18 protein-coding genes are annotated in these 23,056 nt (G+C 77.3%); 12 read left to right on the top strand and 6 right to left on the bottom strand.

Annotated features, from left to right (window positions below; genetic code table 11):
* The first annotated feature begins 347 nt into the window (after window positions 1-347).
* A complete protein-coding gene (locus ACWGB8_RS20175) occupies window positions 348-1,646 on the top strand; it encodes a serine hydrolase domain-containing protein (protein ID WP_452214886.1) in 1,299 nt (432 codons plus the stop codon).
* Window positions 1,647-1,851: 205 nt separating this feature from the next.
* Window positions 1,852-2,391, top strand: coding sequence for a gamma carbonic anhydrase family protein (locus tag ACWGB8_RS20170; RefSeq protein WP_452214885.1), 540 nt, complete (start codon window positions 1,852-1,854; stop codon window positions 2,389-2,391).
* 38 nt (window positions 2,392-2,429) lie between these two features.
* Here ACWGB8_RS20170 and ACWGB8_RS20165 read toward each other — a convergent pair whose 3' ends face one another.
* Window positions 2,430-3,647: an MFS transporter gene (locus tag ACWGB8_RS20165; RefSeq protein ID WP_452214884.1), complete on the bottom strand. Its 1,218-nt coding sequence runs from the start codon at window positions 3,645-3,647 to the stop codon at window positions 2,430-2,432.
* 121 nt (window positions 3,648-3,768) lie between these two features.
* On the opposite strand from ACWGB8_RS20165, the gene ACWGB8_RS20160 reads away from it, so the two are divergent.
* Both ACWGB8_RS20160 and ACWGB8_RS20155 read left to right on the top strand, forming a co-directional pair.
* Window positions 3,769-4,020, top strand: coding sequence for a DUF2277 domain-containing protein (locus ACWGB8_RS20160; protein WP_452214883.1), 252 nt, complete (start codon window positions 3,769-3,771; stop codon window positions 4,018-4,020).
* Between the two features lie 27 nt (window positions 4,021-4,047).
* Window positions 4,048-4,284 (top strand): DUF6296 family protein, encoded by a 237-nt coding sequence (locus ACWGB8_RS20155; RefSeq protein ID WP_452214882.1) that lies wholly within the window; start codon window positions 4,048-4,050, stop codon window positions 4,282-4,284.
* Window positions 4,285-4,352: 68 nt separating this feature from the next.
* Here the strand turns inward: ACWGB8_RS20155 and ACWGB8_RS20150 are convergent, their stop codons facing one another.
* Window positions 4,353-6,068 carry a serine/threonine-protein kinase gene (locus ACWGB8_RS20150; RefSeq protein WP_452214881.1) on the bottom strand — a complete coding sequence of 572 codons (1,716 nt, stop codon included), beginning with the start codon at window positions 6,066-6,068 and terminating at the stop codon, window positions 4,353-4,355.
* A gap of 246 nt (window positions 6,069-6,314) precedes the next feature.
* Here ACWGB8_RS20150 and ACWGB8_RS20145 point away from each other — a divergent pair, with 246 nt between their 5' ends.
* Window positions 6,315-7,328: a hypothetical protein gene (locus ACWGB8_RS20145; protein WP_452214880.1), complete on the top strand. Its 1,014-nt coding sequence runs from the start codon at window positions 6,315-6,317 to the stop codon at window positions 7,326-7,328.
* Window positions 7,329-7,521: 193 nt separating this feature from the next.
* Here ACWGB8_RS20145 and ACWGB8_RS20140 read toward each other — a convergent pair whose 3' ends face one another.
* The 3 genes from ACWGB8_RS20140 to ACWGB8_RS20130 form a co-directional block, all read right to left on the bottom strand.
* Window positions 7,522-7,851, bottom strand: a complete 330-nt coding sequence (locus tag ACWGB8_RS20140) for a hypothetical protein (RefSeq protein WP_452214879.1) — start codon at window positions 7,849-7,851, stop codon at window positions 7,522-7,524.
* 109 nt (window positions 7,852-7,960) lie between these two features.
* The gene (locus ACWGB8_RS20135) at window positions 7,961-8,122 is read right to left on the bottom strand and encodes a hypothetical protein (protein WP_452214878.1); all 162 of its coding nucleotides are present in this window, start codon (window positions 8,120-8,122) and stop codon (window positions 7,961-7,963) included.
* 232 nt (window positions 8,123-8,354) lie between these two features.
* Window positions 8,355-9,908: an ATP-dependent DNA ligase gene (locus ACWGB8_RS20130; RefSeq protein ID WP_452214877.1), complete on the bottom strand. Its 1,554-nt coding sequence runs from the start codon at window positions 9,906-9,908 to the stop codon at window positions 8,355-8,357.
* A 263-nt stretch (window positions 9,909-10,171) separates the two neighbouring features.
* On the opposite strand from ACWGB8_RS20130, the gene ACWGB8_RS20125 reads away from it, so the two are divergent.
* The 3 genes from ACWGB8_RS20125 to ACWGB8_RS20115 all read left to right on the top strand — a co-directional run bounded on the left by ACWGB8_RS20125 (window position 10,172) and on the right by ACWGB8_RS20115 (window position 13,796).
* Window positions 10,172-10,711: an N-acetyltransferase family protein gene (locus ACWGB8_RS20125; RefSeq protein ID WP_452214876.1), complete on the top strand. Its 540-nt coding sequence runs from the start codon at window positions 10,172-10,174 to the stop codon at window positions 10,709-10,711.
* Between the two features lie 243 nt (window positions 10,712-10,954).
* On the top strand, window positions 10,955-11,926 hold the full coding sequence (locus tag ACWGB8_RS20120) for a CAP domain-containing protein (RefSeq protein ID WP_452214875.1): 972 nt from the start codon (window positions 10,955-10,957) through the stop codon (window positions 11,924-11,926).
* Between the two features lie 193 nt (window positions 11,927-12,119).
* Window positions 12,120-13,796 carry a sigma-70 family RNA polymerase sigma factor gene (locus ACWGB8_RS20115; protein WP_452214874.1) on the top strand — a complete coding sequence of 559 codons (1,677 nt, stop codon included), beginning with the start codon at window positions 12,120-12,122 and terminating at the stop codon, window positions 13,794-13,796.
* Between the two features lie 53 nt (window positions 13,797-13,849).
* On the opposite strand, the gene ACWGB8_RS20110 is transcribed toward ACWGB8_RS20115, so the two are convergent.
* Window positions 13,850-14,071, bottom strand: coding sequence for a hypothetical protein (locus tag ACWGB8_RS20110; protein ID WP_452214873.1), 222 nt, complete (start codon window positions 14,069-14,071; stop codon window positions 13,850-13,852).
* A gap of 243 nt (window positions 14,072-14,314) precedes the next feature.
* Between ACWGB8_RS20110 and ACWGB8_RS20105 the strand changes: the two genes are divergently transcribed.
* From ACWGB8_RS20105 to ACWGB8_RS20090, 4 genes are all read left to right on the top strand, one after another.
* Entirely contained in the window at window positions 14,315-15,616 is a 1,302-nt protein-coding gene (locus tag ACWGB8_RS20105; RefSeq protein WP_452214872.1) for a hypothetical protein, read from the top strand.
* Complete coding sequence (locus tag ACWGB8_RS20100) at window positions 15,613-17,790, top strand: VMAP-C domain-containing protein (RefSeq protein WP_452214871.1); 2,178 nt, start codon at window positions 15,613-15,615, stop codon at window positions 17,788-17,790. The genes ACWGB8_RS20105 and ACWGB8_RS20100 overlap by 4 nt, the downstream gene beginning before the upstream one ends.
* A gap of 109 nt (window positions 17,791-17,899) precedes the next feature.
* Window positions 17,900-19,030 carry an AAA family ATPase gene (locus ACWGB8_RS20095; RefSeq protein ID WP_452214870.1) on the top strand — a complete coding sequence of 377 codons (1,131 nt, stop codon included), beginning with the start codon at window positions 17,900-17,902 and terminating at the stop codon, window positions 19,028-19,030.
* Entirely contained in the window at window positions 19,027-23,025 is a 3,999-nt protein-coding gene (locus ACWGB8_RS20090) for a TIR-like protein FxsC (protein WP_452214869.1), read from the top strand. The genes ACWGB8_RS20095 and ACWGB8_RS20090 overlap by 4 nt, the downstream gene beginning before the upstream one ends.
* Window positions 23,026-23,056: the final 31 nt, after the last annotated feature.

Genomic DNA, 23,056 nt, shown 5'->3' with positions numbered 1-23,056 from the left:
CGGTGCTTCCGGCTCGGCCCCGGAACCGGTGTGACCCCTTTCGTCGACCCCGGGCGGGGCCGATGTGGACCGTGTGCGGAACGCCTGGGCCTGCCGGGGCGGTCGGCCCGGTGGTCGGTCAACCGGCTTACACGGGAGAGTTCTTGGGGAGGATGCGGGGCCTTGTGGACCCCCGCCGGGTGCCGGGGTGGGCTGGGACCTGAGGGGGAGTGGGGGATCAATCCGGGGGCGGAGAGGGCGCGGACCTTGGGGTGACGACACCGCGCCGGCCGGCCTGGCAGCGTTTCGACTGCCGGGGCCGGGGTGGTCCCGGAGGGGCAAGTGCCCTTCTGTCAGGGGAGGTTGGCATGGCGAGGACGACTGCAGCGAATGCGGGGAGGCGGCGGCGCATCGCCGTCCGGACGGCGGTGGTGGCGGTGGCCGGGGCGGGTCTGCTGGCCACGCTCGCCCCGGCCGCGACGGCGGCGACGGAGGCGGGGACGGCCGACCGCGCGCCGGGCGCGTCCGCGGTCGGGCACGGCAGGCCCGGTGAGCGGGCGGCACTGGACGCGGCCCTGCGCGACATCGTGGACAAGGGCGGCGCCTCGGCCGCCCTCGGGCTGGTCCGCGAGAACGGGCGCACGGTGTGGAAGGGCGCCACCGGCAAGGCCGATCTGCGCACGGGTGCCGCGGTGAACGCCGACGGCCGCTTCCGGATCGGCAGCGTCACCAAGACCTTCGTCGCGACCGTGGTGCTCCAACTGGTCGCCGAGAAGCGGATCGGCCTGGACGATCCGATCGAGCGCCACCTGCCCGGCGCGGTGCCGGGCGGCGACCGGATCACCGTCCGCCAGCTGCTCAACCACACCAGCGGGATCTTCAACTACACCGAGGACGCCGCGTTCGACTTCCTGGGCGGCCCGCTCGCCGATCCGGCCGTGCTGCGGGCCTGGCTGACGTCCGGCCGCTGGACGTCCTACCGCCCGCAGGACCTGGTGGCGCTGGCCACCAAGCACGACCCGTACTTCGCCCCCGGGCAGGGCTGGCACTACTCCAACACCAACTACATCCTGGCCGGCCTGCTGGTCGAGAAGGCCACCGGCCGCAGCTGGTCGGAGGAGGTGGAGCGCCGGATCATCCGACCGCTCGGGCTGCACGGCACCAGCATGCCCGTCAACTCGCCGGTGATTCCCGGCCCGCACGCCCACGGCTACTACAAGCTGCCGGCCGGTCCGGCGGACGTCACCAAGCTCAACCCCTCCCTGGGCGGCGCGGCCGGCGGGGGCATCTCCACCAACGCCGACCTGGCACGCTTCAACGATGCCCTGCTGAACGGCCGACTGTTGCGGCCGGCCCAGCTCGCCGAGATGAAGCGCACCGTCGACACCGGGTTCGGTCTCGACTACGGGCTGGGCCTGATGCGGGCCTCGATGCCGTGCGGTGAGTTCTGGGGCCACGGCGGCGGCATCCCGGGCTACGGCACGATGCTGCTCGGTGACGGCCGTCGACAGTTCTCGTCCTCCCACAACCCGTACGACGAGTCGGACCCGGAGGCCGCGGGCCGGGCGGCCGACCACCTGGCCGTCGTCGGACTCTGCGGGGCCCAGCCGGCGAAGGCCGCCGAGGGCCGACTGCTGCCGCAGGCACCCGGGAGCCCGCGCCGCTGAGCCGGGTCGGCCGGCCCGCCGCAGGCCCGCCCTCCGCCGACCTGCCTGGCCCGTCCGGCCGGCCCACCGCCCGTCCGGCCGGCCCACCGCCCGTCCGGCCGGCCCACCGCCCGTCCGGCCAGCCCGCCGGCGACCGGCCCCCGATCCAGGACCGGTCGGCGGCGGTGCGATCATGGCGGCCCAGCAGTCACCACAAGGAGGACCCATGGCAGAGCCGCTGATCGCCTCGGTCGCAGGCCGGGTGCCCGCCGTCGACCCGACCGCGTTCGTCGCCCCGAACGCGGTCGTGGTCGGCGACGTGACGGTCGCCGCCGGAGCCGGCATCTGGTACGGCGCCGTGCTGCGCGGGGACGCCGAGTCGATCACGGTCGGTGCGGGCAGCAACATCCAGGACAACTGCACCCTGCACGCGGACCCGGGCTTCCCGCTGCGGGTCGGCGAGCGGATCTCGGTCGGCCACAACGCCGTCCTGCACGGCTGCACGGTGGAGGACGACGTCCTCGTCGGCATGAACGCCACCGTGCTGAACGGCGCCGTGATCGGCAGCGGTTCGCTGATCGCGGCGGGCGCCGTCGTCCCGCAGGGCATGGTGGTGCCGCCCGGTTCGCTGGTCGCCGGTGTGCCCGGCAAGGTGCGGCGGGAGCTCACCGAGGAGGAGAAGGCGGGCATCAAGGCGAACGGCGAGGGCTACCTTCTGCTCGCGGATGCCCACCGGGGCATCGAGCCGCTGCCTACCGCGCAGTAGCGGCTGGGCGGCCCCGGTGGCAGCCGTGCAGCGGCCGCTCACCGGGGTAGGGCGGCGGCCGCCGCCGGCGCTCCCACCCCGGCCCCGCCCGGCACCGCCCCCTCCGGCCCGGTCCCGCGCCGGTCTGCGGCCCAGGCCGCCAGGGCGACGGCGGCGCCCGCGGCGGCGAGCCCGGAGCCGACCAGGGTGGGGGAGGTCCAGCCGAGGCCCGCGTCGAGGGCGAGCCCGCCGGCGTAGGCGCCCTGGGCGTTGGCCAGGTTGAAGGCGCCCTGGACGGTGGCGGAGGCGAGGGTCGGCGCGCTGCGCGCCTTCTGCAGGACGAGGGTCTGGACGGCGGGAACCAGGGCGAAGCCGAACAGGCCGATCAGGACCACCGTGAGGGCCGCCGACCAGGTGGTGCGGGCGGTCGCCGCGAAGGCGGCCAGGGTGGCGGCGAGCAGCAGGAACGAGACGCAGACGGTGGGCCGCAGGGCGCGGTCGGCGGCGTACCCGCCGAGCACGTTGCCGATGGTCATCCCGACGCCGAACAGGGCGAGCACGAGGGTCACCGACCCGGTGGCGTACCCGGAGACCTCGGTGAGCAGCGGCGTGATGTAGCTGTAGCAGGCGAAGAAGCCGCCGCAGCCGACCACCACCGTGGCGAGCGCCAGCCAGAGCTGTCCGCTGCGGAAGGCGGACAGCTCGCAGCGCAGTCCGCCGCCGGCGGGCGAGGGGAGCTGCGGGACCAGCCGGGCGATGGCGAGGGTGCCGGCCGCGCCGATCACCACGACGACCAGCATGGTGGCCCGCCAGCCGACCCGCTGGCCGAGCAGGGTGGCGGCGGGGACGCCGACGATGTTGGCGACCGTGAGTCCGGCGAACATCACCGCGACCGCCCGGGCCCGCAGCCGCGGTGCGACGAGTTCGGCGGCGGCCACCGCACCGGCGCCGAAGAAGGCGCCGTGCGGGAGTCCGGTGATCAGCCGGGCCGCGGCGAGCGACCAGAAGTCGGGGGCGAGTGCGCAGAGCAGGTTGCCGGCGGTGAACAGGCCCGCCAGTGCGACCAGCACCGCCTTGCGGGGGCGCCGGGCGGCCGCGGCGGTGAGCAGCGGTGCGCCGATCACCACGCCGATCGCGTAGGCGGAGATCAGCCAGCCGGCGCGGGGGATGGAGACGTCGAGGCCGTCGGCGACCTGGGGGAGCAGGCCCATGGCGGCGAATTCGGTGGTGCCGATGGCGAACGCGGTGACGGCCAGCGCGACGAGCGCGAGGGGCATGAGCGGGCTCCGGACCCCGGACAGTCCGGGTGAGGGGGTGGGATTTGTCGGTTCGGCATCCTAATGGCGGCCGCCGTCGCGGACGCTCGCCAGGTCGGCCGGGCCGCGCGAGACTGGGGGCATGTGCCGCAGCATCAAGACGTTGAGACCGCCCGTCACGCCCGAGGTCGGCGAGGAGGACATCCACGCCGCCGCTCTGCAGTACGTCCGCAAGGTGTCCGGGTTCCGCGCCCCCGCGGCGCACAACCGGGAGGCGTTCGACCGCGCGGTGGACGCCGTCACCGAGGCCACCGCCCGGCTGCTCGCGGAGCTGGAGGTGCGTGGCTCAGCCCGTACCCCTCGGCCCGCGGCCGCGGCCGCGGCCGCCGGGTAGTCCGGTCCGAGTACCAGGAGGCCGGTGATGAATCCCGCCGAGCGCTTCGCCCTGACGTTCCCGGGCACCCCGGGGACCCAGGCCCCGCAGGACGTCGTGGTGGTCACCCGGACCAGTGCGACCGGTCCGGGCGGTTACCCCGTGTACGAGGACGCCACCGGCATCGTCCGGGCCGAGATCAGTGCGGCGGGCGAGGTCCGGATGCTGGCCAGCGGGGGCCATCAGACCCCGCACCTGCCGATCCACGCCCAGCCGCTGCCGTAGTGGCGGCGGGCCCGCGCACCCGACTCCGGAGGAAACGGGGCCGCGCACGCGCGCCGGCGGTGCCGGGGTCAGGTGCGCGGGCGGAAGGCGGTGCCGGTGTAGCTGCCCTCCTCAGTGGTCCGGGCCACGCAGCGGTACACCTTCAGGCCCTTGTCGTACTGCGACTCGGTGGGCGGCAGGACCTCGATCAGCCACGTGTCGAGCGGGACGGAGGCCGCGCGGCCGGTGCGGGAGGCGGCCAGCACCTCGGGCGAGCAGACCTGGCGGACCAGCGGGTGCTTCTCCAGCTCCTTCTGGTTGTTCGTGTCGCCGTCGACCGGGAGCGGGGCGATGGCGAAGGTCTCCCAGGAGTGCTCGGAGGTGCAGTCCGCGCGGGTGACCCGGACGATCCCGGTGATCACCACCATGCCGCCCCAGCACTCGGCGGTCTCGGTGCAGGCGCCGCCCGCCCCGGCGACCCCGCCGGCCGGGCAGTTCTGCGTGGTCACCGGCACCTGGAAGGCCGCTGCCCGGTCGGTGGCTGCCGGGCTCGCGGACGCGGTGCGCCCGGACGGGCCGCCGGCCGGGCCGCCGGACGCCGCCGAGGACGCCGAGCCGCCCGGGGCCCCGGAGGCGGCCGGCGGGCCCGCGTTCCGGTCGGAGGTGCTCTTCAGGGCGAACCAGCCGGCGGTGCCGAGCCCGGCCGTGGCCGGGAGCGCCAGCACGGTCAGCAGGACCGCGGGGGCGAGGCCGAGGATCCGGCGCCGCGGTCGGACGGCCACCGGGCCGGTGGGGGCGCTCTGGGCGACCGCCTCGGTCACCGGCAGGCCCGACGTGGCGAGCGGGGCGGCGGAGGGCTGGGCGAGCGGGGCCGGCACCCCCGCGGCCGGAACCGCCGCAAGCGGCCCGGCGACTCCCCCCGCGTACCGGCCGCCGATGCCCGCCGCGTGCGCCCCGGCCACCGGGGGCGCCGCGAGCACCACGGTGTGCAGCTCCGCGGCCTCCAGGGCGTCCCGCAGGGCGGCGGCGCTGGGCAGCCGGTGGGCCGGGTCGGCGGCCATGGCGTGCCGCAGGACCGCGGTCAGGCCGGGCGGCACCCCTGGCAGGTCGGGGAGCGGCTGCTCGTGGCGGGTGATGAGTTCGGCGAGGCTCAGGTCGCCCTGGTCGGGGTAGTGCGGCGGGCGCCCGCGCAGCAGCGCGTACACCGAGGCGGCGAGCGAGTAGACGTCGCCGGCCGGGGTGGGGTCGACCAGCCGGAACGCCTCCGGGGGCGCGTACGCGGGGGTGAGGGCCTCGCGGGTGGCGGAGAGCTCGTGGCCGGGCCGGGGCATCGCGGCGAGGCCGAAGTCGGCGAGGGCGACCGCGCCGTACGGGTTGATCATGATGTTGCCGGGCTTGACGTCCCGGTGCAGGACGCCGGCGGCGTGGGCGGCGGCCAGCGCGTCGGCGATCCGGACGCCGACGTTGCGGGCCTCGACCACCGACAGCGGGCCGGTGCTGCGCAGGCGGTCGGCGAGCGAGCCGTTCGGACAGAGTTCCAGCACCATGAAGGGCCGGCCGTCCGGCAGGACCCCGGCGTCGTACAGGGTGACCACGTGCGGGTGGCCGGAGAGCTGCCCGGCGGCGGTGACCTCGCGCAGGAAGCGCTGGCGGTCGCGGTCGGCGCCGAGCACCCGGCTGTCGATCTTGAGCGCGACCTCCCGGCCGACAGCGAGCTGCCGCGCCCGGTAGACGGTGGCGAAGCCGCCCTGGCCGAGCACGTCGAGGAGTTCGTACCCGGGCAGCGCCGGGAGTTCGGTCCGCATCGGAAGGCTTTCCCCCACCAAGGGCCCCTCCGGTGTGGCCGGGCGGGGCGTGACAGATCCCGGGGTGCCGCCCCGGCGCCGGGGCCGGAACCGGACCCGGGCGAAGGAGACTCTAGTGGACAGGGGCGACAGCTCCGGCGCGGGGCGGTGCCCGTCCGGCCGGTGGCCGAGCACGGTGCGACCGCCGACCGGGCGGTGCCGGAGCCGTCGGGCGTGCGGCGGTGGAACAGGGGGTAGGCGGACACCATGGCACTCTTCAGGAAGCCCGGACGCGGCGAGCCGGACGAGCCGACGCCGGAACTCGTCGCGGAGGAACTCGCGGAGCTGGTCGAGGAGCTGGAGAAGCCCGTCGCCGGGCCCTCGACCGGGCAGCCCCCGGCCGGGCCGGCACGGACGGCACCGGACGATCGGACGGCACCGGAGCGGGCCGCACCGGAAGGGGCCCCGCCGGCGCGCACCGGCGAGGCCGAGTGGAAGGTCGCCGAGTACGGCGGCGAGCGGGGCCGGCGCCGGGGCGCCGTGCTGGTCGCGCAGGTCAGCCGGATGCTCGGCGAGGGCGGCCGGGCCGCCGCCAAGGGGGCGGCCACCGGCGGGCGGGTGCTGACCGACCGGCTGCTGCAGGCCGCGCCGCGCATCCCGGTCCGCAACCTGGCCACCCTGCGCGCCCAGCACCCGGAGGCGCTCGACTCCGAGGCGCTGGCCGAGGTGCTGGTCACCGGTGCCGCCCGGGCCTCCGCCGCGCTCGGCGCCGGGGTCGGGGCCGCCGCGATGCTCCCGGTGCCGCCGGCGATGCCGGTGGAGATCGCCGCCGAGACGCTGGCCGTGGCCGCCGTGGAGATCAAGCTCATCGCGGAACTGCACGAGGTGTACGGCCAGCCGGCCACCGGCACCGTCCCCGACCGGGCCGCGGCGTACGTGACCGCCTGGGCGAACCGCCGGGGGGTCGACCGGACGGTGCTGGCCAAGCCGGCGGGCCTCGCGGCGATGGCGCTGGGCGCGGAGGTGCGCGGGCGGGTCCGCAAGCGGCTCACCCGCAGCACCCTGCGCCGGCTGCCCTCGCTCACCCCGCTGCTGGTCGGCGCGGGGATCGGCGCGACCGTGAACCGCCGTGACACCCTCAAGCTGGCCAAGGAGGTGCGCGACGACCTCCGCCCCCGCCGCCCGGTCGACCCCGCCTACTGGCTGGCCGCGGCCCCGGGCGCCCGGCCGCCGCTGCCGGACGGGCAGCGGCCCGCCCTGGGCGGCGGCCCGGGGGCCTGACCTCGCCGTAGCCCCCGTCGGCCCGTACGCCCCGTCGGCCCGTACGCCCCCGCCGCGGCGCGGATCCGGAGGGCCGCCCCCGCCGCGCTGCGGGGGCGGCCCTCCGGTGGCGCCGTACCTCTCGGACCGCTGCTCGGCCCCGGGCCGTCCGTTCGGGACCGGTCCGCTCGGGACCGTCGGCTCCGGGCCGTGCTCAGACCAGCGGCACCTGCGGCGCCCTGGCCCCGCCGCCGGTCTTCACGCCGTTGACGACGGCCTGGTGGATCGCCCGGGCGGTGATCTCGTCCAGGGCCGGGACGGGACTCCCGGCGACGGTGTACCAGTCCAGCGCCCCGGTGTACTGGACGGTGATCCGTGCCTCGCCGTCCACCCAGGTGGTGTGCACGGTCAGGTCGCCCGAGATCGGTCCGACCTCCGCCGTGGAGACCCCGCCGGGGCCGCTGATGATCGATTGCGTGGTCCAGGTCGCCCAGGGGCTGGTGCGTCGGCCGTCCTGCTCCTTGTCCTGCTGCTGCTCGCTCATGCGCTCATCCTCCCCCGCCCGGTCACTGCCGACCCGGCAGCGACACCGGCGGTCGCGGAGGCCGCCCGCTGCGGGGCGGCCTCCTCGTTCAACCGGGTTCCGGGGGTGCTCAGCCCCGCTGCTCGCGGTCCTCGTACGGGTCGCCCTCGGCGAGCGAGGTCTCCTGTGCGTGGACGTTCTGCATCGAGGTGATGCCCTCCTCGGGGTCGGCGGCGCGGACGTCCTCGTCCTGGTCGCTGCTCACCTGGGACCGTTCGCTCATGTCGGTCATCGAAGGCTCCCTCTCCTCGGCCGGCCGGGCGGGCCGCCGCACGGGGCGGCGACGGGTCGGGCCGGTTCCGTTCGCCCTTCCAGCCTGCCTCCGCGCCCCGGCCCGGGGCCAGTCGGACCGCGGACCACCCGCCGACGGCCCCGGCTGACCGCACCCGCCTACGGCTCCCGTGTACCGCCCCGGTGCTCCCGTGGACGGCCCCGTAAACAGCCCGGCGGGCGCCCCGGTGCGGTCAGAGCCCCTCGCCCGCCGCGATCTCCCGGACGGTGGCCACGGTGTCCGCCTCGGCGGCCCGCTTGTCGGTCCGGTAGCGCAGCACCCGGGCGAACCGCAGGGCGAGGCCGGCCGGGTAGCGGGAGCTGCGCTGGAGGCCGTCGAAGGCGATCTCGACGACCAGCTCCGGCCGCACCCGGACCGTCCAGGCGTCGCGCTCGACCTCCCGGGCGAGCAACTGCCCGGTCTGCCAGGCGAGGGTCTCGTCGGTCAGCCCCTTGAAGGTCTTGCCGAGCATCACCCAGGGGCCGAGGCCCGGGTCGGAGGCCGTCGCGCGGGCGCCGAGGTGCAGGTTGCTGAGGAAGCCGCTGCGCCGTCCGGAGCCCCATTCGGCGGCCAGCACCACCAGGTCCAGGGTGTGCCGGGGCTTGACCTTGATCCAGCCCGCGCCGCGCCGCCCGGCCGCGTAGCCGGCGGACGGGTCCTTGGCGAGCACGCCCTCGTGGCCGAGCGCCAGCGTCTCGCGGAAGAAGGCCAGGGCGGCGTCGCGGTCACCGGTCTCCGTCCGGGCGACCCGCAGCTCCGGCGGGACGGCCTCGGCGAGCGCGGCCCAGCGGTCGCGGCCGGGCCGGTCCACCAGGTCCTCGCCGTCGCGGTGCAGCAGGTCGAAGAAGTACGCGTTGAGCGGGACCGCGGCGCGCAGCCGGTCCGGGTCCTGCCGGGAGGCGGTGCGCGCGGAGGTCACCTGGAAGGGGCGGGGACGGCCGTCGGGCCCGAGGGCGATCGCCTCGCCGTCCAGCACCGCCGAGCGCACCGGCAGCGCCCGGGCGGCGGCGACCACCTCGGGGACCCGGGCGGTGATGTCGTCGAGGCTGCGGGTGAACACCGCCACCCGGTCGCCGTCCCGGTGGACCTGCACCCGGATGCCGTCCAGCTTCCACTCCAGGGCGGCCGGGGCGTCGGGGCCGAACCGCTCCAGCGCCGAGGCCACATCGGGGGCGGAGGCGGCGAGCATGGGGCGGACGGGGCGGCCGACCTCAAGCCCGAAGGCGTCCAGGGCGGGCCGCCCGCCGGTCAGCGCGGCCCCGGCCACCGCGCGGGCCGACCCGCGGAACATCAGGGCCCGGCGGACCGCCGTCGCGGGCACCCCGGCGGCCCGGGCGAGTGCGTCGGCGACCACCGCGTCCAGTGCCCCCTGGCGGAGTTCGCCGACCAGGACGGCCCGCAGGAACGCCTGCTCCGGCTCGGTGGCCCGGCCGAACAGCCCGTCCAGCAGCCGTCGGCGCTCTGCCTGTGCGCCGGCGCCGTGCACGCCGGCGATCTCCTCCAGGGCGCGTTCGGTCTCCCGGACGCCGAGCACCGGCTCCGCGGCGGGCGGCGGCAGGGCCCGCAGGGCGGCCGGCCCGACACCGGTCCGCAGTCGCTGGGACTCCCCGGAGAGCAGGGCGACGGCCGCCGGGGCCTCCTCCGGACCGAGTGCGCGCAGGCAGTCGGCGAGCAGCTCGGTCTTGGCCCGGCGTCCGGGCTCGGCGGCCACGGCGCGCGAGGTCAGGGCGAGACGGCGGAGCAGCATGGCGGCGGATCCCTCCGGGGGCGGGGCGGCGGCCCCTTCAGGATGGGCGGACGGGCGGGTACGGTCCAGCGGAGGCGCGATCGGTTGTCGAGCCGCCGCGGCGGCGCACCGGGGCCGTGCGGTTGGCCGGGTTGTCGATCGGCGCCGAGCCGACGGGCCGTCATGCTGGCCGCACCGAACCGCGGATGCCGCGGCCGGGGGCGCCCGACCGGTGCACCGGCCCGGCGCGCACGCGCACCGCACCCCTACCCCGGGAGACCGAGATGACCAGCCCCGCCACCGCTGCCGCGCCCACCGCCACCCGTGCCGGCGGGCCCGCCGCTACGCCCGCCACCCCCGCCGCCGCCCGCTGGACGGTGACCGGCCCCGAGCCCGCGGACTTCCCCGTCTGGCGCGAGCTGTTCCGCGGGTACACCACCTTCTACCGGGTGCCGATCGCGGACGAGAAGGCCGAGCTGGTCTGGTCCTGGCTGACCGACCCCGCGCACGAGCTGGAGTGCCTGCTGGTCCGCGACGCCGACGGCACCCCGGTGGGCCTGGCGCACTTCCGGCCGTTCGTCCGCCCGCTGTACGGCAACGTGGCCGGCTTCCTGGACGACCTGTTCGTCAGCCCGGAGGTGCGCGGCGGCGGCGCGGTGGACCTGCTGCTCGCCCGGCTGCGGGAGATCGGCGCCGAGCGCGGCTGGAGCACCGTCCGCTGGATCACGGCCGACGACAACCACCGGGCGCGCTCCAAGTACGATCAGGTCGCCACGCGGACCATGTTCGTCACCTACGACATGGCCCCGGGCGCGGGTGCATGACCCGGGGCGCGACCGTACGGGCCCGGACGCGACCGGCCTGAGCCCGGGCACGAACGACATCGAACCGGACACGAACGATCGGCGCTGATCGGGCTGCGATCGGACACGACGGAAATTCGTTCGCACTTTCTGTTATCGGCCCGCTGCCAGGAGGTCTCCCAAGCAACGGCACCCCGACCGGCCCCGGTCGGGACCGCCCGGACAGCACCACCGGCCACCACCCGAGACAGAGAGCGCGCCCGAGTGAACAGCGAAGTCGAGACCAGCATCCTGCCGACCGTCGACGCGTCCGCCCCGGCCTCCGCCCCCGGCGGACGGGCAGCCCGCCGGGCCGCCCGGGGGGGCGGCGGTGGCCGGCGACGCGGGCGCCGGGCGAGCCTCCCGGTGCTGGCGGTGGCCGCCGCGGTGGCCGGCACCGGCGTGTTCGGCGTGGTGGCCGGCGGCGGGGTCGCGGCGTTCACGGGTGCGGAGGGCGGCGACGACCGGCACGCGGTCGCCCTGGACGGCATCGCCCCCGGCGCCGGGCCCGAGATCAAGGCCGAGTACGGCGACCGCAACGGTATACAGGTGCCGGGCGCCGGAGGCGGCGACCCGACGCTGCTGGTCCGGCCGAGCGCCGACCCGAGTGCCACCGACACGGCCCGTACGGCCACCGCCGAGCCGACCGCGACGGCCACCGCGGACCCGTCCGCCTCGCCGACGCCCACCGCGACCGCCTCGGCCACCGCCAAGCCCACGGCGACCGCCAAGCCGACCGCGACCTCCACCGGCAGCTCCCCGGCCCCGACGGCCACCACGAAGCCCACCACCCCGGCGGGCGGCGGCCCCTCCTCGCAGTTCGCCCAGCAGGTCGCCGACCTGGTCAACCAGGAGCGCGCCAAGAACGGCTGTAGCCCGCTCACCGTCGAGGCCCGGCTCACCACCGCCGCGCAGAACCACAGCGACGACATGGCCAACCGCGGCTACTTCGACCACGCCAGCCCCGAGGGCCGGCACGCCGACCACCGGATCGAGGCGGCCGGCTACCGCTGGAGCAGCTGGGGCGAGAACATCGCGCGCGGCCAGAAGGACCCGGCGGCCGTGATGAACTCCTGGATGAACAGCCCGGGCCACCGCGCCAACATCCTGAACTGCTCGTTCAAGCAGATCGGGGTCGGCGTCCGTACCGGCACCAACGGACCCTGGTGGACCCAGGTCTTCGCCTCCCCGTCCTGACGCGTCCCGTCCGCCCCGCCCCGAACCGCCGGGAGCCGCCCGCGCCCCGTTCCTCCGCATCCGACCCGATCCGCGGGCCGGTCCGGTGGCGACCCCGTTTTCCGAATCCGCGCGAATTGTTGTTATCTGAGCTCTCCGCCGAGGTCTCCGAGGAGTCAGCGGCGGAGAAGAACGGCAACACGGAGTGCGGACCATGAACGTTGACGTAAAGCGCAGGACCGGCCACGGCACCGGCGGCACCACCCTCGTACTCGCCGCGCAGTCGGGCGACCGGCAGGCCCAGGAGGCCCTGGTCGCCGCCTGGCTCCCGCTGGTCTACAACGTGGCCGGCCGTGCCCTCGACGGCCACGCCGACGTCGACGACATAGCCCAGGAGACCATGATCCGGGCCCTCGACGGCCTGGACGGGCTGCGCGACCCCTCGTCGTTCCGCTCCTGGCTGGTCGCCATCACCATGAACCAGGTCCGCCGCCGCTTCACCGGCCAGCAGCAGGCGGCCGTCGGCGGCCTCGACGAGACCTGGGAACTCGCCGACCCCGGCGCCGACTTCACCGACCTCACGATCCTGCGGCTCGGCCTGTCCGGGCAGCGCCGGGAGGTCGCCGAGGCCACCCGCTGGCTCGACCCGGACGACCGCGAACTGCTCTCCCTCTGGTGGCTGGAGGCCAGCGGCGAACTCACCCGCGCCGAGCTCGCCGAGGCCCTCGACCTCACCCCCCAGCACACCGCCGTCCGGGTCCAGCGGATGAAGAAGCAGCTGGAGGCGGGCCGCGTGGTGGTGCGCGCGCTCACCGCGTACCCGCGCTGCCCGGAGCTCACCGAGCTCACCGGCGGCTGGGACGGCACGCCGAACTCCGTCTGGCGCAAGCGCATCGCCCGCCACATCCGCGGCTGCTCGCCCTGCGACCGGCTCGGCCGCGACCTCTTCCCGGCCGAGGGGCTGCTGGCCGGTCTCGCGCTGGTGCCGGTGCCGCTGGAGGCCGTGCCGCTGCCGTTCGACCCGCACGCCGTCGCTGCCGCCGCGAACGGCACCGGGACCGGCACCGGCGGCCCGGGGGACGGCGGTACGGCGGGCGGTGGTGCGACGACCGGTGGCGGCGGTTCCGACGGCGGCGCCGGGGCGTCGGCCACCGCGGGGACCACCCCGCCGCCCGCGGGTTCCGACGCGGTGGGCAGGACCGCCCACGGCCTGCTCCGGAGCAAGGCGGTCGCGGTCGGCGGAGCGGCGGTGCTGGCCGCCGCCACGCTGGCCTTCGTGTGGCCCGGCGGGCAGGCCCCGGAGCGCGCCGCCCCGGCGCCCGAGCCGACCGCGCCGCCGGCCGCCGCCCCCGACCTCGCGCCCGTCGTGCCCGAGCCCGTGCCGGTGGTGCAGACGCCCAGCGCCGCACCGAGCCCGACGGCCGAGCCGACCGTCAGCGCCGCCCCGGCCCCCACGCCCACCGCGACGCCCTCGCCGACCCCGACGCCCACCCGCAGCGCCCCCCCGAGCCTGGAGCGGCAGGTCGTGGACCTGGTCAACGCCGAACGGGCCAAGGTCGGGTGCGGCCCGCTGCGGATCGAGCCCAAACTGCGGGCCGCCGCGCAGAAGCACGCCGAGGACATGGCGGCCCGGAACTACTTCGACCACTCCAGCCCGGAGGGCGTCCGCGCCGACGCCCGGCTGAACGCCGCCGGGTACCGCTGGTCCCAGTGGGGCGAGAACCTCGACCGCGGCCCGACCGCGGCCCCCGTGGTCTTCTCGCGCTGGATGGACGGCGGCATCCACCAGTCCAACATGCTCGACTGCGCCTTCAAGGACGTCGGCATCGGCATCGCCAACGGGCCGTCCGGGCTGCTCTGGACCCAGGACCTCGGCACCCCTGCCGGCTGACGGGCGGGCACCGGGACCGGGCCGGCGGCCGATCGGGACGCGAACCGCCGGGCTCAGCCGAGCAGGCCCTCGGCGGTCCCCGTCATGTGCGTGGTCGCGCCCGAGACCTGGCCCTCCACCGCGTCGGGGGTGCCGACCAGCAGGTCGGTGCGGTTCAGCGGACCGGTGAGGTCCTCCTGCCCGCCGAGCGCACCCGCGTGCGCGCTCGGGGCGGTCAGGGAGGCCACCACGCCCACGGCGAGCGAGGCCACGGCAAGGATGCTGCGCTTCTTCATGCCGGGCCCAACGAGACCGCCCCGCCCGGGTTACGGCCGTCCGGGGGAGTTCACCCGCCCGGGGTGGACGGGATGTCGGACGGGATGTGCCGAGCCGGTCCTGATTCCGCCTCAGTCCGGCGGCGGGAAGGCCCGGTTGCCGCCGACCCGCTGTGGCGGCCGGACGCGCGGGTTAGGCTGCTCGTCGGCTTGTTCGGCTTGTGACGGCCCCTGCCGGCAGGGGCCCGGGGGACGGGGGCGGGGATGCGGTTCCTCTTCGTGCACGGCACCGGGGTACGGCGCGAGGGGTACGACCCGCTGTTCGCCCTCGTCGCCCGCAGACTCGGCGAACGCTTCCCGGGCGCCGACGTGGTGCCCTGCTACTGGGGCGACGACCACGGCGCGACCCTCGGCGCGGGCGGTGCCTCCGTCCCGGGCTTCCCCGGCCTGCCCGCCCAGCCGGGCCCGTCCGCCCCGTCCAGCGGACCTGCGGACGGGGCGGACGGGGCGGACGACTGGACGCTGCTGATCGCCGACCCGCTCTGCGAACTCCGGGTGCTCGCCGAACTCACCGGCGGTGACGACGGGTTCGCGTTCCCCGGGACCCGGCACGCCGGATCGGACGTCGCCGAGCGGCTGGCCGGCCTCGCCGCCCCGTCCGGCACGGGCGAGGAGACCGCCGCCGAACTCGCCGCCCTCCTGGACGCCACCGTCCTCGCCGGACACCTGCCCGCCGCGCTCCACCGCATCGACAGCGCCGAGGAGTTCGTCCGCGCCTGCGAGCAGGCCGCCGACCCGGTGGCCGGCGCCGAACTCACCGCCGCCACCGCCCGCGCCCTCACCGCCCAGTTGCTCGCCGCCGCCGGGGCCGACGCGCTCTGCACCGGCGACGAGCGCGACCGGATCACCGAACTCCTCGCCGACCGCCTCGGCGGCGCCGCCCGGGGACCGCTCGGGCGGGCCGCCGCCGTGCTCGGCACCCTCGGCATGCGGATCGCCGGCCAGCGGCTGCTGGACCGCAAGCGCGGCGCGCTCACCGTCGGCGCCGCCCCCGCCCTCGGCGACATCCTGCGCTACCAGGCACGCGGCGGCCCGCTGCGCGCCTTCCTCACCGAACGGATCACCGCCGCTCCCGGCCCGACCGTGGTGATCGGCCACAGCCTCGGCGGCATCGCCCTGGTCGACTGCCTGGCCCTCGCCGCCGCCGACGGCGCCGCCCTGCCCGGCCTCGAACTGCTGGTCACCGTCGGCTCGCAGGCCCCCTTCCTGCACGAACTCGGCGCGCTGCACGGGCTCGAACCCGGCGCCGGCCTGCCCGCGGGCTTCCCCGCCTGGCTGAACGTCTACGACCCCCGCGACCTGCTCGGCTACCGGGCGGCCCCGGTCTTCCCCGGCGACCCCCGGGTCACCGACCGCGAGGTGAGCAGCCGCCAGCCCTTCCCGCAGTGCCACAGCGCCTACTTCAAGCTGGACGCGGTGTACGAGGCCATCGCCGGGGCGCTGCGCCCGGCCGGGGGAACCGCTGCCGGGACCGCGACCGGACCGGCCGCCGGAGCCGCCGGGTGACCGCTGCCGCGGCGCCGGGCCTGCGGCCGCTGGCACCCGAGCGGGTCTTCGCGCTCGTGGTCGGTATCGAGTCGTACCGCGCGGGCAGCGCGTGGAACCTGCGCGGACCGGCCCGGGACGCGCTGCGGATGGCCGCCTGGCTGACCGGCCCGGCCGGGGTGCCCGCCGCGAACGTCCGGCTCTTCCTCTCCCCGCTGGAGCCGCTGGAGCAGTTCGAACGGCCGACGCCGCTCGCACCGCAGGCGCCGTTCGGACCGCCGGAGCCGTGCGACCGGCCCGAACCCGCTCGGCCGCCCGCCGGCGCCCCTCTGCCCGGTGCCCGTCTGCCCGGCCACCGTCCGGCCGTCAGCACCGAGATCGAGGACGCCCTGCTGCACGACCTGCCCGCCTGCGACGGCGACCTGCTCTGGATCTACTGGGCGGGCCACGGCTGGGCCGGCGACGACGACCGCCTGCTGCTGCCGTTCGCCGACACCGCGGAGCAGCCGATCCGGCACCTCGACCTCGGCTCCGCCCTGCGGTTCTGGCGCTCCACCAGCGTCGCCAAGGACCGGTTCCCGCGCGTGGTCTCCATCGGCGACGCCTGCCGGCTCGACCTGGCGCCCAACGCCCGCACCCGCTTCGGCAGCGTCGACTACGGCCGGGGCAGCCGGGTGCCCGGACGGCGGGACTTCGTCCTCTACGCCTCCCGACCCGGCATGCCGGCGCAGAACGTCGACGGCGCCGGCCGCCTCACCGACACCCTGCTGGCCCGCCTGGACGGCCGGAGCCTCGACGAGAGCGTGCGCCGACTGCCCGAGATCGCCGCCCAGGTGCGGGACGACCTCGCCGCACTCGCCGCCGAGGGCCGCGCCTGGCAGCGGATCCAGTGGCAGATCAGCGACTGGGACGGCAACCCGCTGGCCGCCACCGGCTGGGACGCGCCCGGCCCCGCCGCCCTCGCCGGAGTACCAGCCCTTGCCGGAGCACCCGCCGTCACCGGAGCCCCCAGGCTCGACCAGACCGCCTGGGACGAACTGCACCGGCTCTTCGCCGGCCCCCGGCTGCCCCGGCACGCCTACCGCGCCTACCGCTGGGCCTTCGAGGTGGCCGGCTGCGCCCCGCCCGGCCCCGCGCTGCCCGCCCGCGACCCGATGGCCGTCCTGCGCGACCTCGACGACCGGCTCGGCACCGTGGGCCGGCTGCCGCTCCCGCTGCTGTACGTCCGCTTCCTCGCCGCCCGCGAACCCGACCCGGACCGCGCCGCCGCCCTCGCCGACTGGGTGCGCCGGACCGCCGGACGGATCGCCGCCGATGCGCTGCCGGCCCCGGAGGCGCCCGAGGGCGACGGCCGGGGCGCACTCCACGTCCGGCTCACCGAGTCGAGCGGGAGCGGGGCCCACCTCGTCCGGATCTGGCTGCACCGCGACGGCTTCGAGCAGCTCTGGGAGTCCGCCGGCCCGATCGGCCGCGCCGAACTGCGCGAGGCGCTCACCCGCCAACTGCTCGGCGACGCGGCCCGGCTCTGCGTCGACCGGATCGAGTTCCACGTCCCCGAGGCCCTGCTGGACGAGGACTTCGACCGCTGGCGGCTGCCGATCGGCCGCCGCGGCCGGCCCACCGAACTGGGCCGCCGCTTCGAGGTGGTGGTCCGCTGCCCGGACGAGCGCACCGGCCTCGCCGAGACCTCCTGGCTGCGCAAGTGGGCCTGGTTCCGCGCGTACGGGGGGCGCGACCCGGCCGGAGTACTGGCGCTCGGTGGCGCCGTGCCCGACGACTCCCGGGTGGACCGGCTCGCCGCCGAGGACCATCCGGTCTGCGCGCTCGCCGACGTCCCCCGGGACGACCTGCCCGCCACCCTGGCCGCCCTGCTCGACGCCGGACTGCCGATCGCGGTCTGGCGCCGCGAGGGGGACGACGACCCGCTCGACCTGACCGACCCCGACGCCCATGCGGACGCCCACCCCGACCCCGACGACCGCCCCCGTCCCGACGACCGCCCCGACCCCGACGCCCGCCCCGGCGCCGGACGGGCACGGGCACCGGGGGCCGTCCCGCCCGCCGGACCCGACCTGGACCGGCTGCCCGCCACCGTCCGCCGCCTGCGCACCGGCGGCCCGGGCGCCCCGCCCCGCCCGCTGGTCCTGCTCTGGGACGACCCCGAGCACCGGCCGCAGACCCGGTCGCTGTCCTGACCGGCCACGCGCCCCCCGCCACCGGAAACGTGCCCCGGAGGCCACGGCCCGCCCGCCCCGGTCGACCGACCGGGTGCCGACCGCACCGAGAGAGGGAAGAAGCGAGTCCATGAAGGACTGGTGGATCTACCGGGGCCCCGGCGCCCCCGAGGAGCGCCTCGCCCGGCTGGACGGCAAGCAGCCGCCCTGGCGGGACTTCGACGGCACGCCCGACCCCGGCTACCGCCCCCCCGGCCGCACTGGACCCGCCTGGGAGCGCACCCTGCGGCGCGGCGCCGGCTACGTCCCCGACGAGGAGGAGATCGACGCCGTCAACACCGCCCTCTACCTGCGCCGGCCCCTGCTGGTCACCGGCAAGCCCGGCGTCGGCAAGTCCACCCTGGCCCACAGCATCGCCGCCGACCTCGGACTCGGCCCGGTGCTGCACTGGCCGATCACCAGCCGCAGCACCCTGCGCGACGGCCTCTACCGCTACGACGCGATCAGCCGCCTCCAGGACGCCAACCTGCGCCACCTGCGCGGCGACGACCCCGCCCGGGCCGAGGACCCCGCCCGGGCGGAGGCGGCCGACCACTCCATCGCCCCCTACCTGCGCCTCGGCCCGCTCGGCACCGCCCTGCTCCCGCAGGCCGCGCCCCGGGTTCTGCTCGTCGACGAGATCGACAAGAGCGACATCGACCTGCCCGGCGACCTCCTGACGGTCTTCGAGGACGGCGGCTACGAGATCCCCGAGCTGGCCCGGATCGCGGCCCGCGAACGCCGCGTGCGGATCGGCACCGACGACGCCCCCGTGGCGGGGCCCGCCCCGGACGGCTCGGCGGCGCCCCGGGACGCCGGACACGCCGTCGGCGTCGAGCACACCGTCGGCGTCGAGCACGGTCGCGTCCAGTGCCGGGCGTTCCCGGTCGTCGTGCTCACCAGCAACAACGAGCGGGACTTCCCGCCGCCGTTCCTGCGCCGCTGCATCCGGCTGCACGTCCAACCGCCCACCACCGACAAGCTGGAACAGATCGTCCGCCGCCGGCTGGGACTGCCCGACGACCTCGACGACGAGCGCCGCGAACTCGTCCGCGACCTGGTCACCGCCTTCGACCGGCGCCGCGTCGAGGGCGACCTCGCCACCGACCAGCTCCTCAACGCCGTCCAACTGCGGCTCAGCGGCGCCTGGTCCGGCGACGGCGAACGCGAGGGGTTCCTGCGCACCGTGCTGCAGAAGCTCTCCGGACCGGCCGCGCCGTGATCGAGCGGCTGCTGCGCGCCCTCGTCGAGGCCGGGCCCGCCCCCACGGCGGACCCCGGCCCCGAGGAGCTCGCCGACATCCTCTGGCTGGCCGCCTGCCTCGACTCCGGCTCCGCCCGCACCCCCGCGGGCCCCGCCGGGGCCGGGGCGGCGGACGAGCAGGCGGCCGAGGCCGCCGCTGCCCCGGAGGCCGGCCCGCGCGAGCAGCACTACGCCACCGCCGACCTGGCCACCCCAGCCGGCCGGCCCGCCGACCCGCCGTCCCAGGACCCGCCCGCGGACGGGACCGGCGACGCACCCGCCGGACGCCGGGGCGAACTCGTCCGCGTCCCCCGGGCCGCCGCCCTCGCCGACCCGCTCGCCGTCATGCGCGCCCTGCGCCCGCTCGGCCGCCGCACCCTCGCCGACAGCCGCGGCACCCCCGAACTCGACGAGGAGGCCACCGCCGGCGCCGGCGCCGACCAGCGCCTGATCGTCCCCGTGCTGCGCCCCGCCCCGGGCCGCTGGCTCGACCTCGCCCTGGTCATCGACACCCACCGCTCGATGGCCCTCTGGCACGACCTGGTCGCCGAACTGCGCCGGGTGATCGCCCAGACCGGGGTCTTCCGCGACCTGCGGGTCTGGTACCTCAGCGGCACCGAGGCGGGCGGCACCCCCGCCCTGGCCGGGCGGCCCGGCGGCACCCCGCGCCGTCCGCAGGAGATCGCCGACCCCTCCGGCCGCCGCCTCGTCCTGGTGGTCACCGACACCGTCGCCGGCGGCTGGGGCGGCTCGGCCCTCGACGGCGTGCTGCGCGCCTGGGGGCGGCACGGCTCGGTGGCCCTGCTCAACGTGCTGCCCGAGCGCCTGTGGTCGCGGGGCGCCGTCCGTCCGGTGCCGCTGCACCTGCGCGCCACCGGGGCAGCCGTGCCCAACACGGCCTGGGAGGCGGAGGCGGCCGCCGGCCGTTCGCGCAGCCGCCGCCGGCGCGAGGCCGGCCCGGACACCGCCACGGGCACGGGCGCGGGCCGTCCGATGCCCGTGCCGGTCGTCGACACCTCGCCGCAGTCGCTCGCGCTGCTCGCCGGGCTGGTCGCGGGCGGCGGCAGGCGCAGCCGGCTCAGCTGCCTGCTGGCCGGGGAGCCGGCCCCGGGTCCGGTAGCCGCCGCCCGTCCGCCCGGCTCCGCGGGGGCCGAACCGCCTGTCTCCGCGGGGGCAGAACCGTCCGGCTCGGCGGGGGCCGAACCGCCCGCGGCCGAACTCGCGCTCAAGTCCTTCCGCGAGACCGCCTCCCCGCTCGCCCAGCAGCTGGCCGGGCACCTCGCCGCCGTTCCGCTCGTGCTGCCGGCCATGACGCTCGTCCGGCGGGCGATGCTGCCCGGGGCCGACCACGGGCACCTCGCCGAGGTGCTGCTCGGCGGCCTCCTGCGGCCCTGGTCGGCACCCGCCCCCGGCACCGACCCCGACCTGCTGAAGTTCGAGTTCCTGCCCGGCGTGCGGGAGGCCCTGCTCGGGTCGCAGCGCCGCGCCGACTTCGCCGAGCTGCAGCAGCTCGTCCGGCGCGAGGTCGGGGCGTACCTGGCGGCCCACCGGCACGCGCTGGCCGACTTCCCGGCCGCCCGCACCGGCCCGGACGCGGTCGGCGACCGCGAGGTGGACGGCGCCGCGCTGCCCTTCGCCGAATCCGGCCCGACCGCGCCGCAGTCCCCGACCGAGTCGCAGTCCCCGGCCGCGCAACAGCACCCGGCCGCGCCGCAGGCCCCGGCCGAGCCCGACCCGGGGGCGCTGCTCCCGCTCCGTTCGGCGCTCGCCGACCCGTCGGCCCTGGGCGTGCTGCTGCCGGAACAACTGCCCGGGCTCCCGGAGCTGACGCCCTACCTGGAGCGGGCCCCCGACGGGGCGCTGGGCCGGGCCGTCGAGGCCGCGCGGACCGGCGAGTTCGTGCCGGTGCTGGTCACCGGACCGGCGGGAGCGGGGAAGACCCGGGCCTGCCTCGAGGCACTGCGCCGGCTCCCGGACGACCGGCTGCTGTGGTGCCCCGCGACCACCGCCGAACTCGCCGCGCCGCCGGACCTCGACCCCGCCACCGTCGTCTGGCTCGACGACGTCGATGCCCTGCTCGACCCCGACGACCCGCGGTTCGAGGAGGCCGTGACCGCCCTGGAGGAGTTGGCCGCTCCCGGCCCGGCGGCCCCCCGCCTGATCCTGGCGACCGCCCGCACCACCGCCGGCGAGGACCGCCGGACGGAGCTGCCGGGCTTCGACCGCCACCACCTGGTGCACCTCACGGCGGACCTCACCCGGGCCGATGCCGCGGCGGCGGCGCAGCTCGACCCCCGGCTCGCCGAGGCCGCCGCGCTGGCCGACCGGCCCGGGTCGGCCCGGGGCGGCGAGGTCTTCCCGCTGCTTGCGGCGGTCCCGCTGCTGCGCCGCAGCCTGGAGCGGGCGCCCTCGGCCGCCCGGGCCGTGCTGACCGCGGCCGTGGACGCGGTCCGGCTCGGCCACGGCCAGCCGCTGCCGCTGGCCCTGCTGCGGAGCGGCTCGCTGGGCTACGTGCCCGACGCGGAGCTGGCCGACCGGCCCGCGGACTGGTTCGAGACGGCCGTCGGGTACGCCGCGGCGCCGGTGGCCGGGAGCCCCGGGCTGCTGACCGTGGTCGGCACGGCCGGCGTCGGCGACGCCCTGTGCACCCTGCACCCGGCGGTCCTGGCCTGGTGGGGGCCGGCCCGCGAACCGGTCGACCCGCCGGACCAGCTCTGGCAGGCGCTGGCCAAGTCCGCCGAGCCCGGGTACCTGCCGACGCTGGCCGCGGAGGCCGGCCGCCGCGGCCTCGGGCGGCACGCCGACGCCCTGACTGCGGCCCGGCGCCGCCGGACCAGGCTCGCCCGGACGGGCTCCGCCGACCGCGAGGACGGCTCGGCCCGGCCGTACTTCTACCTCTCGTACGCGCACACCCCCCGCACCGGCGAGGGCTCGGTGCACTGGGAGCGCCGGCTCTTCCTGGACCTCTGCGAGGAGATCCTGCAGCTCACCACGGTGCCCGCCGGGGCACCGGTCGGGGTCATGGACGACTCGCCGGAGCTCGGCGAGCGGTGGCGGGAGCGGGCCCGGGAGCTGGCCACCTGCCGGGTGTTCGTGCCGCTGTTCTCGCCGCGCTACTTCGGCAGCGAGCTGTGCGGCAAGGAGTGGCAGGCGTTCGCCCGGCGGCCGGTGTACCCGTCGAGCGTGGGCGCGGAGCGCACCAGTGCGATCGTGCCGGTGCTGTGGGCGCCGCCCGCTCGCCTCCGCCTGCCGCCGGTCGCCTCCGCCCTCCAGCTCAGCCACGTCGGCTTCGGCCCGGACTACGGCACCGAGGGCATGAACGCCCTGATGCGGCTCAGCTACTACCGCCCCTCGTACGAGGTCGCCCTGCACCGGCTGGCCCGGCGGATCGTCGAGGTGGCCGAGAGCACGGTCGTCCCGGTCGGCCGGAGCCTGGACCTCGCCGACCTGCCGAGCGCCTTCCCGGCGCCCCGGCCGCACAACGAGCTGCGCATCCTGGTGCTGTCCTGTCGGCGGGCGGAGCTGCCGTCCGGCCGGGACCCCCGGCACTACGGCGAGCGCCGCACCGACTGGAACCCGTTCGGCCCGGCCGCGACCGGCTCGCTGGCCGACCGGGTGGCGTGGGCGGTCCGCTCGCTCGGCTACCGGCCGACGGTCGAGGAACTGGGCGCGGACGGCGGCGGGCCACAGGACGCGCCCGCCCTGCTGCTTCTGGACGGCTTCGCACTGCTGGACGAGCGCGGGCAGGCCCTGCTCCGGGAACTCGGGCAGGACCTGCCCGGCTGGGTGGTCGCCCTCCAGCCGTGGGGCCCGGGCGACCGCGCCGCCTGGGAGGGCCTCGCGGCGGCGCGGGGGGTCGACCGGAGCTGGGCGGCCCGGGGGACGCCGGTCGGGCCGGACCTCTTCGACGACGAGGTGCGCCGGGCCGCGATGGCGGCGCGCACCTTCCGGCAGGCCCGCCCGGAGGAGGGCTGACCGCCGCCGCGTCGCAGGTGTGCTCCTCCGC

The sequence above is a fragment of the Kitasatospora sp. NPDC054939 genome (genome assembly GCF_053610105.1).
This window is presented reverse-complemented; position numbering and strand designations above follow the sequence as displayed.

What these genes read in the sequence shown, in the direction of transcription:
- ACWGB8_RS20175 (WP_452214886.1), top strand. Translation starts at nt 348, where the DNA reads ATGGCGAGGACGACTGCAGCGAATGCGGGGAGGCGGCGGCGCATCGCC.
- ACWGB8_RS20170 (WP_452214885.1), top strand. Translation starts at nt 1,852, where the DNA reads ATGGCAGAGCCGCTGATCGCCTCGGTCGCAGGCCGGGTGCCCGCCGTC.
- ACWGB8_RS20165 (WP_452214884.1), bottom strand. Translation starts at nt 3,647, where the DNA reads ATGCCCCTCGCGCTCGTCGCGCTGGCCGTCACCGCGTTCGCCATCGGC.
- ACWGB8_RS20160 (WP_452214883.1), top strand. Translation starts at nt 3,769, where the DNA reads ATGTGCCGCAGCATCAAGACGTTGAGACCGCCCGTCACGCCCGAGGTC.
- ACWGB8_RS20155 (WP_452214882.1), top strand. Translation starts at nt 4,048, where the DNA reads ATGAATCCCGCCGAGCGCTTCGCCCTGACGTTCCCGGGCACCCCGGGG.
- ACWGB8_RS20150 (WP_452214881.1), bottom strand. Translation starts at nt 6,068, where the DNA reads ATGCGGACCGAACTCCCGGCGCTGCCCGGGTACGAACTCCTCGACGTG.
- ACWGB8_RS20145 (WP_452214880.1), top strand. Translation starts at nt 6,315, where the DNA reads ATGGCACTCTTCAGGAAGCCCGGACGCGGCGAGCCGGACGAGCCGACG.
- ACWGB8_RS20140 (WP_452214879.1), bottom strand. Translation starts at nt 7,851, where the DNA reads ATGAGCGAGCAGCAGCAGGACAAGGAGCAGGACGGCCGACGCACCAGC.
- ACWGB8_RS20135 (WP_452214878.1), bottom strand. Translation starts at nt 8,122, where the DNA reads ATGACCGACATGAGCGAACGGTCCCAGGTGAGCAGCGACCAGGACGAG.
- ACWGB8_RS20130 (WP_452214877.1), bottom strand. Translation starts at nt 9,908, where the DNA reads ATGCTGCTCCGCCGTCTCGCCCTGACCTCGCGCGCCGTGGCCGCCGAG.
- ACWGB8_RS20125 (WP_452214876.1), top strand. Translation starts at nt 10,172, where the DNA reads ATGACCAGCCCCGCCACCGCTGCCGCGCCCACCGCCACCCGTGCCGGC.
- ACWGB8_RS20115 (WP_452214874.1), top strand. Translation starts at nt 12,120, where the DNA reads ATGAACGTTGACGTAAAGCGCAGGACCGGCCACGGCACCGGCGGCACC.
- ACWGB8_RS20110 (WP_452214873.1), bottom strand. Translation starts at nt 14,071, where the DNA reads ATGAAGAAGCGCAGCATCCTTGCCGTGGCCTCGCTCGCCGTGGGCGTG.
- ACWGB8_RS20105 (WP_452214872.1), top strand. Translation starts at nt 14,315, where the DNA reads ATGCGGTTCCTCTTCGTGCACGGCACCGGGGTACGGCGCGAGGGGTAC.
- ACWGB8_RS20095 (WP_452214870.1), top strand. Translation starts at nt 17,900, where the DNA reads ATGAAGGACTGGTGGATCTACCGGGGCCCCGGCGCCCCCGAGGAGCGC.